Origin of the sequence: Serratia nematodiphila DZ0503SBS1 (assembly GCF_000738675.1) — a bacterium.
Lineage (GTDB): Bacteria > Pseudomonadota > Gammaproteobacteria > Enterobacterales > Enterobacteriaceae > Serratia > Serratia nematodiphila.
In genome coordinates, this window is the sequence record NZ_JPUX01000001.1 from 3471715 (window position 1) to 3484122 (window position 12408).

Below are 12408 nucleotides of genomic sequence, written 5' to 3' on the forward strand. Positions count from 1 at the left end.
GCGATCGTCCAGGCGAGGGGCACGAAAGGACCAGGGCGGCTACTCAATCGGCGATGTTTTGGCTATGCTGAGCAGATTGTCAGCACGGATGAGGAGGTCGGGTGCAAGGGGTTCCACAACAGTTTCCGTTCGAGAAGGATTGCGCGCAGTTCCGGCATTTGTCGCATCTGCCCGGCGTCGAACTCTATCAGGCGCACATTGAGCGCTATGCCTTCGAGCCGCATACCCACGACGCCTTCGCCATCGGCACCGTGGACACCGGAGCCGAGCGTTTTCGCTATCGCGGGGCGCAGCACCTGGCGGCGCCGGGCGCGCTGGTGCTGATGAACCCTGACGAGCTGCATACCGGCGAAGCCGAAACGCCGGGCGGCTGGTGTTATCGCATGCTCTATCTGGCGCCCGAGGCGCTGGAGCAGCTGTCCGGCGATCGGAGCCAGTGGTTTACCGAGGCGGTGCGCCACGATCCGCGGGCGGCGCAGCGCCTGTCCGCCATTCTCGCCATGCTGTGGCAAACCGAGGATCCGCTCACGTTCGACGGCCTGCTGCTGGAGGCCGTCGAGTTGCTGCACCCGCATATCCGCACCGGGCAGCGAGAGAAAGCCGAGGCGGCGCACCGTTTCGAGGTGGTGAAAAGCTACCTGCACGATAATTATGCCGAGGCCGTAACCCTCCACCAACTGGCCGATCTGGTCTCGCTCAGCCCGTACCATTTCCAGCGCAAGTTCAAGGCCGAATATCACGTCTCGCCGCAGCAGATGCTGATGGCGATCCGGCTGTCGCAGGCTAAACGCATGCTGGAGCGCGGCATGCCCGCCGCACAGGTGGCGGCGGCGGCGGGGTTGACCGATCAGGCGCACCTGACGCGCGCGTTCGCTAACCGTTACGGCGTCACGCCGGTGCGTTTCCAGAAACAGGTGAAATTGGGCTAAAACAGCAACCTGCTACAATCATTCCTCCCCGCGTTTTCGTTACTCTGCCGCTGTCTTGTCGGGCGGGTTGGCCGCGCCGGCCGTTTGTCGGAGTCGTTATGTTCATTGGCGTTGTGTTTGCCCTGGCCGCCGGGCTGATGTGGGGACTGATTTTCGTCGGCCCGCTGCTGGTGCCGGACTATCCCGCCGCGCTGCAGTCCACCGGGCGCTATCTGGCCTTTGGGCTGATTACCTTGCCGCTGGCCTGGTTTGATCGCCGCCGCCTGCGCAAGCTGCGGCGCCAGGATTGGCTGGAAGCGCTCAAGCTGACGGCCATCGGCAATCTGCTGTACTACCTGTGCCTGGCCAGCGCCATTCAGCGCACCGGCGCACCGGTCTCGACCATGATCATCGGCACCTTGCCGGTAGTGATCGCCATTTGCGCCAATCTGTTTTACGGCCGGCACGACGGGCGCCTGGCCTGGGGCAAACTGGCGCCGGCGCTGCTGTTGATCGTCTGTGGATTGGCGTGCGTGAACGTCGCCGAGCTGCGCGGCAATGCGGTATCGATCGACGGCTGGCGCTATCTCAGCGGTCTTGGGCTGGCCGTGTTGGCGGTGGCGTGCTGGACCTGGTTCCCGCTGCGCAATTCACGCTGGCTGCGGGAGAATCCGACGCAGCGGCCGGCCACCTGGGCCACGGCGCAGGGGCTGGTGACGCTGCCGCTGGCGCTGCTGGGCTATCTGGCTGTCTGCGGCCAATTGGCATTGAGCGAGCCGGCGTTCGCCTTGCCGTTCGGCCCGCGCCCCGAGGTGTTTATTCCACTGATGCTGATCATCGGCGTGTTCTGCTCCTGGCTGGGGGCGCTGTGCTGGAACGAAGCCAGCCAGCGGCTGCCGACGGTGTTGGTGGGGCCGCTCATCGTGTTCGAAATTCTGGCGGGGTTGGCGTATACCTTTCTGTTGCGCCAGGCCTGGCCGCCGTTGCTGACGCTGGCGGGCATCGTCTGTTTGATCGCCGGCGTGGTGTACGCCATGCGCATCAAACCGCAGCCAGTGGTGGTGGCGCTGGAGGAAAAGCAGGGGTGACGCCCGCCGCAGCGGCGGGCGCGAGGGTTAACGCTTGCTGTGGTGAATGATCTCTTCGGCCACGTTGCGCGGCGCTTCGGCGTAGTGGCTGAATTCCATGGTGTAGGTGGCGCGGCCCTGCGACATCGAACGCAGGGTGGTCGAGTAGCCGAACATCTCGGACAGCGGCACCTTGGCGCGTATTTCCTTGCCGCCGCCGCCCGGGATCTCTTCCATGCCCTGCACCAGACCGCGGCGTGAGGAGAGATCGCCCATCACGTTGCCGGCGTAATCCTCCGGCGTTTCCACCTCCACCGACATGATGGGCTCCAGGATCACCGGATCCGCCAGACGGCAGGCGTCCTTGAAGCCGAAGATCGCCGCCATGCGAAACGCCTGTTCCGACGAGTCGACGTCATGGTAAGAACCGAAGGTCAGGTGCACCTTGACGTCCACTACCTGATAACCGGCCAGCACGCCGTTGTTCAGTGCCTCGAGCACGCCTTTTTTCACCGCCGGGATAAACTCGCCCGGAATGACGCCGCCCTTGATCTCATCGAAGAACTCGAAGCCTTTGCCGGGTTCGTTCGGCTCGACGGTCAGCACCACATGGCCGTATTGCCCCTTGCCGCCGGACTGACGCACGAACTTGCCTTCCACATCGGCCACCCGTTTGCGGATGGTTTCGCGGTACGACACCTGCGGCTTGCCGGTGGTGGTCTCCACCCCGAACTCGCGGCGCATGCGATCGACGATAATCTCCAGGTGCAGCTCGCCCATGCCGTAGATAATGGTTTGGCCGGATTCCTCATCGGTGCGCACGCGGAACGACGGATCTTCCGAAGAGAGGCGCTGCAGCGCGATGCCCATTTTCTCCTGGTCGCCCTTGGTTTTCGGCTCGATCGCCTGGGCGATCACCGGCTCGGGGAAGGTCATGCGCTCCAGCGTGATGATGGCGCCGGGATCGCACAGCGTATCGCCGGTGGTGACGTCCTTCAGGCCAACGCAGGCGGCGATGTCGCCGGCGTGCAGCTCGTCGATGTCCTTACGATCGTTGGCGTGCATTTGCACGATCCGGCCGATGCGCTCCTTTTTGCCTTTGATCGGGTTGTAAACGCTGCTGCCTTTGGCCAGTACCCCGGAATAGACGCGCACGAAGGTGAGTTGGCCGACGAACGGGTCGGTCATCAGCTTAAACGCCAGCGCCGAGAATTTTTCGTTGTCGTCGGCTTTGCGAGTGATGATTTCATCGTGTTCGCCGTGGCCCTCCATCGGCGGCACATCGAGCGGCGAGGGCATCAGCTCGATCACCGCGTCCAGCATGCGCTGCACCCCTTTGTTGCGGAACGCCGATCCGCACAGCATCGGTTGGATTTCACCGGCGACGGTGCGCACCCGCAGCCCGTGGACGATCTCCTCTTCGCTCAGCGGCATCTGGTTGAGGTATTTCTCCATCAGTTCTTCCGAGGCTTCGGCGGCGGCCTCAATCATGTTTTCACGCCACTCCTGCGCCGAATCGCGCAGCTCTGCCGGGATTTCTTCGAAGCTGAAGTTCATGCCCTGCGAGGCTTCGTCCCACAGAATGGCCTTCATCCGCACCAGATCCACCACGCCGCTGAAGTGATCTTCGGCGCCGATAGGGATAACGATCGGCACCGGGTTGGCTTTCAGGCGCTCGATCATCATTTTGCGCACGCGGAAAAAATCCGCGCCGATGCGGTCCATCTTGTTGACGAACGCCAGCCGCGGCACCTTGTACTTGTTGGCCTGACGCCAGACGGTTTCCGACTGCGGCTGCACGCCGCCCACCGAGTCATAGACCATCACGGCGCCGTCCAGCACGCGCATCGAACGTTCCACTTCAATGGTGAAATCGACGTGCCCGGGGGTATCGATGATATTGATGCGGTGCTGCGGATAGTTATGCTGCATGCCGTTCCAGAAGCAGGTGGTGGCCGCCGAGGTGATGGTGATGCCGCGCTCCTGTTCCTGCGCCATCCAGTCCATGGTCGCCGCGCCGTCATGCACTTCACCCAGCTTGTGGCTGACCCCGGTGTAAAACAGAATCCGCTCGGTGGTGGTGGTCTTGCCGGCATCGATATGCGCGGAGATGCCGATATTGCGGTAACGTTCGATAGGGGTGGTGCGAGCCATAATCAACCTTTCTTAGCCGCGTGAAGGAGAGCGGCTTAAACAGCATGGATAATGGTGATAATCCTCATAGGGTTATCCGTCGGATCGCAGAGCCTCGCTCTGGTCACAAACTAATCGTAGTTGAAGGCGTTGGTTTTTTTAAGCGATGGCTGTGATAGATGAAAGTTTGCACGCAGGCGAAGAAAAGGCGAAAAAAAGGCCCGTAACGGGCCTGTTGTCGAGCGGCGTTCGCCGCTTATTTGCGTCCCAGCAGGAAGCCGAAAACGATGCCGACCGCTGCCGCAACGGCCACGCCGGCCAGCGGGTTGGCTTCCACCTGCGTTCTTACGCTGTCCGCGGCGTCTCGGGCGGCATAGCTGGCCTGGGAGGCGTATTTGCGCGCCGCGCCGCGCACCTGATGCTCTGGCGAATCAACGGCTTTGCCGAACGCTTCTTCTACCGCGCCTGCGGCTTCATTGGCTTTGTCTTCCGCTTTTCCAAACATGCTGCTCTCCTGTTCCTTGTGGGATAATGAACCCTAAGCCTAGCAGGCAAACGACGTTTTTTGCAGCATTCTGTGCGTTATAAGAGCAATCCGAGCAGAGAAAAGTCTTGCCGGGCGCGCGGTGACGGCTTCACCCGCGCGGCTTTTTGTGTTCTATTGGCTAGCGGTTTAACCGGATACCGTTACCCTTTGACCGATTCGTTGAGTTGAAAGGACTCCCCATGTCAGTACTGCGTATTCTGGCGCTGCTCGCCGCGACTGCCGCCGCGTTGCCCGCTCAGGCTAAGCCTGCGCTCCACGGGGCGGCGGCCGGGAACGGCATTCGTTGGCAATCTTGTCTCAACAGCGGCTTTCAGCGTTGGTTCGATGAAGCGCCGCCGGCGGGGCTGCGCTGCGGCTATCTCGAGGTGCCGCTGGCGTACGCCACGCCTCCCGCCCATTCGGCGCAGGCGGGCGAACAGACCGTGCGCCTGGCGCTGACCCTGCTGCCCGCCACCGGGCCGAAAAAGGGCAGCGTGGTGACGATCAGCGGCGGGCCGGGCCTGCCGGGCATCAACCCCTATTTAGGCAACGACGCCCACGTCGCCAGGCTGCGTAAATCCTACGATATCATCGGTTACGATCCGCGCGGCGTCGGCCAATCGACGCCGAAAATCTCCTGCCAGCTGGCCGAAGGTGACGAACTCCCTGAACCGGACGACAACGACGTGGCCGGCGCGGAGAACCAGACGCGCGCCCTGATTGCCGCCTGCATCAAACAGACCGGCGCGGACGTGCTGCAACACATCGGCACCGACGAGGCGGTCAACGATCTGAACGCGATCCGCCACGCGCTGGGCGAACCGGGGCTGACGGCGGTGGCATATTCTTACGGCACCAAGGTGGCGGCGCTGTATGCCGAGCGTTTTCCGAAGAAAACGCGCGCGCTGGTGCTGGACGGGGTGGTGGATCTGGCTGAGGACGATTTCACCCAGCGGCTAAACCAGGAACGGGGTTTCCAGCAAAGCTTCCTGCGCTTCGCCGCCTACTGCGGTAAAACCGACAGCTGTCAGCTGGGCGGCGGCGCCAATCAGGCGCTGCAGCGCTATCACGCCTTGCTGCGCAAGCTGCACGATCAACCGTTCGTCACCGCAGCGGGCTATGAAATCTCCGCCGACGACGTGTTGACGGTCACGCGTTCGCTGTTATTGTGGCCGGAGCGCTGGCATGAGCTGGCCACCGTGCTGCGCCAGCTCGATGCCGGCATCGCCGGGCAGCAGGTTTCCGATCTGATCGACGAAAGCTATTCGCCGGATGCCGATGACGCCCTGAACGTCATCACCTGCGCCGACGTCGCCAACCCGACGGCCGATCCGCAGCAGTTGCGCCGGCAGCGGCAGGAGATCAATACCGCCGCTTTGTATGCCCACTATCTGCCGCTGCACGAATACCCGCTGGAAATGTGCGATCTGTGGCCGTACCGCGGCAAAGATCGGCCGCACACCCCGGCGGCGTCCGCCGCGCTGCCGCCGCTGCTGTTCGTCGCCCAGCGCTACGATCCGACCACCCCGTACCGCAACGCGCAAGTGATGGCCGCCGCCTTTAAAAGCCCGCTGATCACCCGCGAACGCGACGGGCATACGCTGGCGCTGAACGGCATCGACAGCTGCGTTGACGAAAGCGTGGTGGATTATCTGCTGGCGCCGAAAAAGCCGCGCCGTGACAAGATTTGCCGCTGAGAAGGCCGGGGAGCAGCCCGGCCTTAAGTGAGTCAGCCGGCGAAAATATGCGCCTGGCCCATCACGTTGAGAGTGACCTGAGAACCGGGCTGCAGGCCTTCGCGGCTGACGGTTTTGATCTCGATTTGCGCGCCGCCGGCGACCATCCGCAGGTTGAGCGTAGAGACGAAGCCGGCGAAATCAATGCCGGTGATCACCGCCTGGCCGCGCTGCATCGGATCTGACAAGCCGATTTGAATCTGCTCCGGGCGCAGCATGATGCGCGCCGGGCCGCTGCGTTGGCGATCGTCGACGGCGATGCGCCCCAGTGCGCAGTCGGCCCAGCCGTGCGCCAGTTCAGCGGTCAACACCAGCGTTTCGCCAAGGAAGCTGGCGGTCGGTTCATCGACCGGGCGCAGATAAAGATCCTGCGGCGCGCCCACCTGCGCCAGCCGGCCATTGCGCATCACCGCCACCTGATCGGCGAACGACAGCGCCTCGCTCTGATCGTGGGTGACCAGGATCGACGCTACTTTGGCCTCCGTCAGCAGTTCGGCCACCGCTTTTCGGGTGGCGGCGCGCAGGCCGGTATCCAGCGCCGAGAACGGCTCGTCCAGCAGCATCAGCCGGGGTTGCTGCGACAGAGCGCGCGCCAGCGCGACCCGCTGCTGCTGCCCGCCGGACAGTTCATGCGGCCACAGGGCCGCCAGACGGCGATCCAGCGCCACCATCTCCATTAACGCCTCGATGCGATGCTGTTTCTCGCGTTTGCTGCCCTTGAGGCCAAAACCGATGTTGCCGGCGACGGTAAAGTGCGGGAACAGCGCGCCATCCTGCGGAACGAAGCCGATGCCGCGCAGATGCGCAGGCACCCAGCCGCCGCCGTTGCCCATGGCTTGCCCCTGCAGCAGGATCTGGCCGCCGTCGGGGATTTCAAAGCCGGCGATGATGCGCAGCAGAGTGGTTTTGCCGGAGCCGGAAGGGCCGACGATCGCCGTGCGGCTGCCGGCGGTAACCTGCAGGTCAATGTGTTCCAGCACTCTGATGGCGTTGTAAGATTTTCCGATACCGTGCAGTTCAAGCGTGCTCATAGTCCCGCCGTGCGTTTAGATTGAGAATAAAGAAGCCAGGTGAGCGGCAGCGACAGCGCCACCATAATCAGCGCATAAGGCGCGGCGGCGACGTAGTCGATCTCGCTGGTCAGCGCCCAGAAGCCGGTGGCCAGCGTGCGGGTGCCGTTCGGCGCCAGCAGCAGCGTGGCGGTCAGTTCATTGGCGATCGCCAGGAATACCAGCGCCGCGCCCGCAGCTGCGCCCGGCGCCGCCAGCCGCAGCGTGGTGCTCCACAACGCCTGCGCCGGCGATTTGCCCAGGCTGCGCGCCACGTTTTCCAACTCCACCGGCGCCTGTGCGATACCGGCGCGCAGATTGATCAGCGCCCGCGGCATAAACATCAGCAGATACGCCAGCAGCAGGGTGATTTCGGTCTGGTAAATCGGACGGAAGCTGTGAATGGTGATGGTCACCAGCGCCAGCGCCACCACGATGCCGGGCAGCGAACTGGTCACGTAGTTGCAGCCTTCCAGCACCCGATACAGCCGGGCCGGATAGCGCACCGACAGCCAGGCCATCGGAATGGCGCACAGCGTAATCAGCAGCGCGCCAGAGGCGGACAGCGACAGCGTTTGCCACAGCGCGGGCCACAGATCGGCGTTGCGCCACACCTCGAATCCACCCAGCCACAGCCAGCGGGCCAGGGTGATGAAAGGCACGCCCAACGCCAGCGCAGTCAGCGCGATCGGCAGCAGCAGCGCCAGCGCGGCGAGCGGCGGCGAAAGGCGGCGCGGCGTTTGGCTGCGGGCGCTGCCGGAACCGACGCGGGCATAGCGCGCGCGGCCACGGCTTATCGCCTCAAGCAACAGCAGCCCCAGGCAGCACAGCACCAACACGCCGGCCAGCATGTTGGCCGCCGGGCCGTTGAAGGTCGACTGGAACTGATCGAAGATCGCGGTGGTGAAGGTATCGAAACGGATCATGGCGTACAGGCCATACTCCGCCAGCAGGTGCAACGCGATCAGCAGCGAGCCGCCCCAGACCGCCAGTTTCAGCTGCGGCAATACCACGCGGAAAAACACCGCCGGCGGCCGGGAGCCGAGTGAGGTGGCGACGTCCTCGATACCGGGATCCAGGCGACGCAGCACGGCGGCGGCAGGCAGGTAGATAAACGGGAAGTAAGCGAGCACCGAGATGAAAACGCCTGCGCCCAGGCCGTGCATCGACGGCACCAGGCTGATCCAGGCATAGCTTTGCACGAAGGCCGGCACCGCCAGCGGCGCGGTCGCCAATACCGCCCAGAGACGGCGGCCCGGCAGCGTGGTGCGTTCGGTCAACCAGGCCAGGGCCACGCCCAGCACGGCGCAAATCGGCAGCGTCAGCACCACCAGCAACAAAGTATTCAACAGCAGTTCCGCCACGCGTGGGCGGAAAACCAGTGCTTTGACCGTTTGCCAGCCGGTTTCAACCGCCACGCCGATAACGAATCCCAGCGGCAACAGCGCCAGCAGCGACAGCAACACGGCGCTGACCACCACGATCGCCCCTGGCCGCGGGTGATGGGGGACAACAGAATAACGCCGCGCGGTCTGCGCGGCGTGGGTACTCAGGTTTGACATAACGATCAAAAACTCTCGGTTTGCCGGCGGGCCTTACAGCAGGCCGGCCTCGGTCATCAGTTCGACAACTTTCTTACTGTTCAACTGCGCGGCGTCTACCTTCGGCGCGTCCAGATCTTTCAGCGGCACCAGTTTCGGGTTGGAGGCCGCGCCGACGCCGACGGCGTATTCGAAGGCGTTGTTGGTGCGCAGGATTTCCTGGCCCTGTTTGCCGGTGATCCACTTGATGAACGCCTGCGCCTGCTGCTGATGCTTGCTGGAAGCCAGCACGCCGCCGCCGGAGATGCTGACGAAGGCGCCCGGATCCTGATGTTTGAAGTAATACAGCTTGATGTTGTTGCTGTTCTCGCCGGTTTTCGCGCCATCCACGAACGGGTAGTAGTGATAGATCACGCCGCTGTCGATCTGGCCGGCATTGACCGCTTTCATCACCGTGCTGTTGCCTTTATAGGCGGTAAAGTTGGTTTTCATCGCTTTCAGCCAGTCCAGCGTGGCTTTCTCGCCTTTCAGCTCCAGCAGCGCGCTGACGATCGCCTGGAAATCGGCGCCCGACGGCGAAGCGGCCCAGCGGCCTTTCCATTCCGGCTTGGCCAGATCCAGCAGTGATTTCGGCAGCTGCGCGTCGCTCAGTTTGGCCGGGTTATAAACAAATACGGTAGAGCGGGCGGCGATGCCGATCCAGCGGCCGTGGCTTGGGCGATATTGTGGTTCCACCTGCGCCAGCGTGGCGGCGTCCAGCGGGGCGAACAGCTTGGCGTTATCCACCAACACCATCGCCGGGGAGTTTTCCGTCAGAAACACGTCGGCAGGTGAAGCGCTGCCTTCCTGTACCAGTTGGTTGCCCAGTTCGCTGTCGCCGCCGTTGCGCAGCGTCACCTTGATGCCGGTGTCTTTGGTAAATCCGTCGACCCAGGATTTCACCAGATTTTCATGCTGGGCGTTATAAATAACGATGCCCTGGTCGGCGGAGGCCGCCTGAGCGCCAAAGGCCAGCATCATCGAGGAGGCGAGCAGGGCGACGGGGCCGAGAGATGAAATACGCAGCTTCATGCAGTTATCCTTTTTAGCGTTCGAATGAAGAAAACGAATATCGCCTGGCGAGCGCAAGCAGGCCGATTTTAGCCAAGAACATCAATAATGATAGTGAAAACGATTCGTATTAAATTATTTTTGACGATCGCTCACAAAATGAATTGTCCTAAGGATAAGTTAAGCTTCGGCTGGAATAATCTATATTGATTGCCTGAATTTATGTCACCGCCGGTTCACGGCGTTCCTGACGGCAATGCCGGTCTCCGCGTTTATCCTCGTGTTTTTCATCGTTCTGTCGCCAGTACTTCTTTGATAATGAAAGAAATTCAACACCGCTTTTGGTTATGACTCATAGCGATTAATGATTTAATTTATTCCACTGCCTCATTGCATATTAAACGCGATAAAACACTAATCAGGGATATCGACGTGAAATATTCATTTAATGGCAAGAAACTGGCTGGTTTAATCCTCCTGGCTTTTAACGCTACGGCTGCCCATGCCGCCGAGGTGCCGGCAGGCGTTAAACTGGCGGCGGTGCAAGAACTGGTGCGCGCCAACGGGTATGAACCGGCGACGCTGGATCCAAACCTGGCCGAAAGCAATGTGGAGTTCTACATCTTCAACGATCTGTTCGAAGGCTTGCTGCGCGTCGGAAAAGACGGTGAAGTGATCCCGGCACTGGCGCAGACGTGGGAGCATCAGGGCAACGTCTGGACTTTCCATCTGCGGCCGCAGGCCAAATGGTCGAACGGCGATCCGGTGACCGCCGACGATTTTGTATACAGTTGGCGGCGCCTCACCGATCCGAAAACCGCCTCGCCGTACGGCAGCTATCTGGCTTCGGCCTACGTGCTGAATGCGGCGGCGATCAACGCCGGCAGCAAACCGCCGAGCGAGCTGGGCGTCAAGGCGCTGGATGCGCACACTCTGCAGGTGACGCTGTCGGAGCCTAATTCCTATCTGCTCAAGCAACTGGTGCATTTCCCGGTTTTGCCGGTTAACCGCAAGGTGGTGGAGCAGTACGGCAAAAACTGGACGCAGCCGGCGCACTTTGTCGGCAACGGGGCGTTCCGCCTCAGCCAGTGGGTGGTGAACGAAAAGGTGGTGGTGGAACGTAACCCGCAGTATTGGGATAACGCCAATACCGTGCTCAACAAGGTCACCTTCTTGCCGATCCAGGGCTTCCCTGAAGTGGCGCGTTTTCGCGCCGGTGAGGTTGAATTGGGGTATACCACGCCGCCGGAGCTGTATCAGCAGCTGAAAAAAACGCTCGGCGAGCAACAGCTGGTGACCTATCCGCTGCTCTCCACCAGCTATTTCGCCTTCAACAACCGCCAGGCGCCGTTTAACGACGTGCGGGTGCGCCAGGCGCTGAACCTGGCGCTGGACAAAGAGATTATCGCCGGCAAAGTGTTGGGATACGGCCAGCAGCCGGCCTGGACCTTTACCCCAACCGGGGCGGGCGGCTATAGCCTGCAGCCCGGCGCCGCGGCCGGTTTGACGCCGGAACAACGCCACGCCCAGGCGAAGCAACTGCTGGCGCAGGCCGGTTTCAACGCCGAGCATCCGCTGCGCTTTACCGTGCTGTACAGCAACGACGCCACCATCAAGAAGATCGTCATCGCCGCCGCCGCCATGTGGAAAAAGAACCTTGGCGCAGAGGCCACCTTGCAAAGCCAGGAGCGCAAAGTCACGCTGGACAATATCAACCGCGGGCAGTACGGCGTGGCCTTTACCCGCTGGCTGGCGGATTACAACGATCCGTCTACTTTCCTGAACGTGTTCCGTTCCGACAGCAGCGAGAACAGCCCCAAATACCGCAATCCGGAGTACGATCGCATTCTGCATCAGGCGACGGCGGCGCCGACACCGCAGCTGGTGCAGCAATATTTCCAGCAGGCCGAGGCGGTGCTGGCCGTCGATACGCCGGTCGCGCCGGTGTACTACGAAGCCAACGCCACGCTCATCAAACCTTACGTGAAGGGGATCGACTTTACTCGTCAGGGCGCCTTATACGATAAAAACGTCTACATTCTCGAACACTGAAAAATAAAAAACGGCTGATTTATATCAGCCGTTTTTATAAATGGCCGTTTAATTAACATTATCCTAAATACTCCATAAACGACGGGCAATCTTTTCTTCCCGCCGGATAGAACAACGCCTATACTGCGCCGGTAGTTTATATGCAGTATCTCGTTTGGCGAGGCTCCTATACAAACACAGGTTACTGATCTGACGACATCGAGAGATGCCCAAGGTTAAGACAGGCTTTATCGGATTAAGGTTCAGCCCAAAGTAACTTCCGAGCAACAACTCGGATACGTTGTATAGTGCTAAAACCTGGACGCGGAGATAGGCAGTCTGCACTCCCTCTGTGGTTACGCCCCTA

The 12408-nt window shown here is 61.6% G+C and carries 9 protein-coding genes and 1 riboswitch; of the genes, 4 read left to right on the plus strand and 5 right to left on the minus strand.

Annotated features, from left to right (window positions below):
- Nucleotides 1-101 precede the first annotated feature (101 nt).
- Nucleotides 102-929: an AraC family transcriptional regulator gene (locus JL05_RS16085; RefSeq protein ID WP_033632978.1), complete on the plus strand. Its 828-nt coding sequence runs from the start codon at nt 102-104 to the stop codon at nt 927-929.
- Between the two features lie 98 nt (nt 930-1027).
- Nucleotides 1028-1996, plus strand: a complete 969-nt coding sequence (locus JL05_RS16090; RefSeq protein ID WP_033632979.1) for a DMT family transporter — start codon at nt 1028-1030, stop codon at nt 1994-1996.
- Nucleotides 1997-2023: 27 nt separating this feature from the next.
- Here the strand turns inward: JL05_RS16090 and fusA are convergent, their stop codons facing one another.
- Complete coding sequence (gene fusA / locus JL05_RS16095; protein WP_033632980.1) at nt 2024-4129, minus strand: elongation factor G; 2106 nt, start codon at nt 4127-4129, stop codon at nt 2024-2026.
- 235 nt (nt 4130-4364) lie between these two features.
- Nucleotides 4365-4613 carry a glycine zipper domain-containing protein gene (locus JL05_RS16100; RefSeq protein ID WP_004938127.1) on the minus strand — a complete coding sequence of 83 codons (249 nt, stop codon included), beginning with the start codon at nt 4611-4613 and terminating at the stop codon, nt 4365-4367.
- Between the two features lie 221 nt (nt 4614-4834).
- On the opposite strand from JL05_RS16100, the gene JL05_RS16105 reads away from it, so the two are divergent.
- A complete protein-coding gene (locus tag JL05_RS16105; protein WP_033632981.1) occupies nt 4835-6331 on the plus strand; it encodes an alpha/beta hydrolase in 1497 nt (498 codons plus the stop codon).
- Between the two features lie 32 nt (nt 6332-6363).
- Here JL05_RS16105 and JL05_RS16110 read toward each other — a convergent pair whose 3' ends face one another.
- The 3 genes from JL05_RS16110 to JL05_RS16120 are packed head-to-tail and all read right to left on the minus strand — an operon-like array spanning nt 6364 to nt 10031.
- Entirely contained in the window at nt 6364-7401 is a 1038-nt protein-coding gene (locus tag JL05_RS16110) for an ABC transporter ATP-binding protein (protein ID WP_033632982.1), read from the minus strand.
- Nucleotides 7398-8981, minus strand: a complete 1584-nt coding sequence (locus JL05_RS16115; RefSeq protein WP_033632983.1) for an ABC transporter permease — start codon at nt 8979-8981, stop codon at nt 7398-7400. The genes JL05_RS16110 and JL05_RS16115 overlap by 4 nt, the downstream gene beginning before the upstream one ends.
- Nucleotides 8982-9014: 33 nt before the next feature.
- Complete coding sequence (locus JL05_RS16120; RefSeq protein WP_004938115.1) at nt 9015-10031, minus strand: iron ABC transporter substrate-binding protein; 1017 nt, start codon at nt 10029-10031, stop codon at nt 9015-9017.
- A 411-nt stretch (nt 10032-10442) separates the two neighbouring features.
- Between JL05_RS16120 and JL05_RS16125 the strand changes: the two genes are divergently transcribed.
- Entirely contained in the window at nt 10443-12062 is a 1620-nt protein-coding gene (locus JL05_RS16125; RefSeq protein ID WP_033632984.1) for an ABC transporter substrate-binding protein, read from the plus strand.
- A gap of 142 nt (nt 12063-12204) precedes the next feature.
- Nucleotides 12205-12378, plus strand: a riboswitch (M-box (ykoK) riboswitch).
- Nucleotides 12379-12408 lie beyond the last annotated feature (30 nt).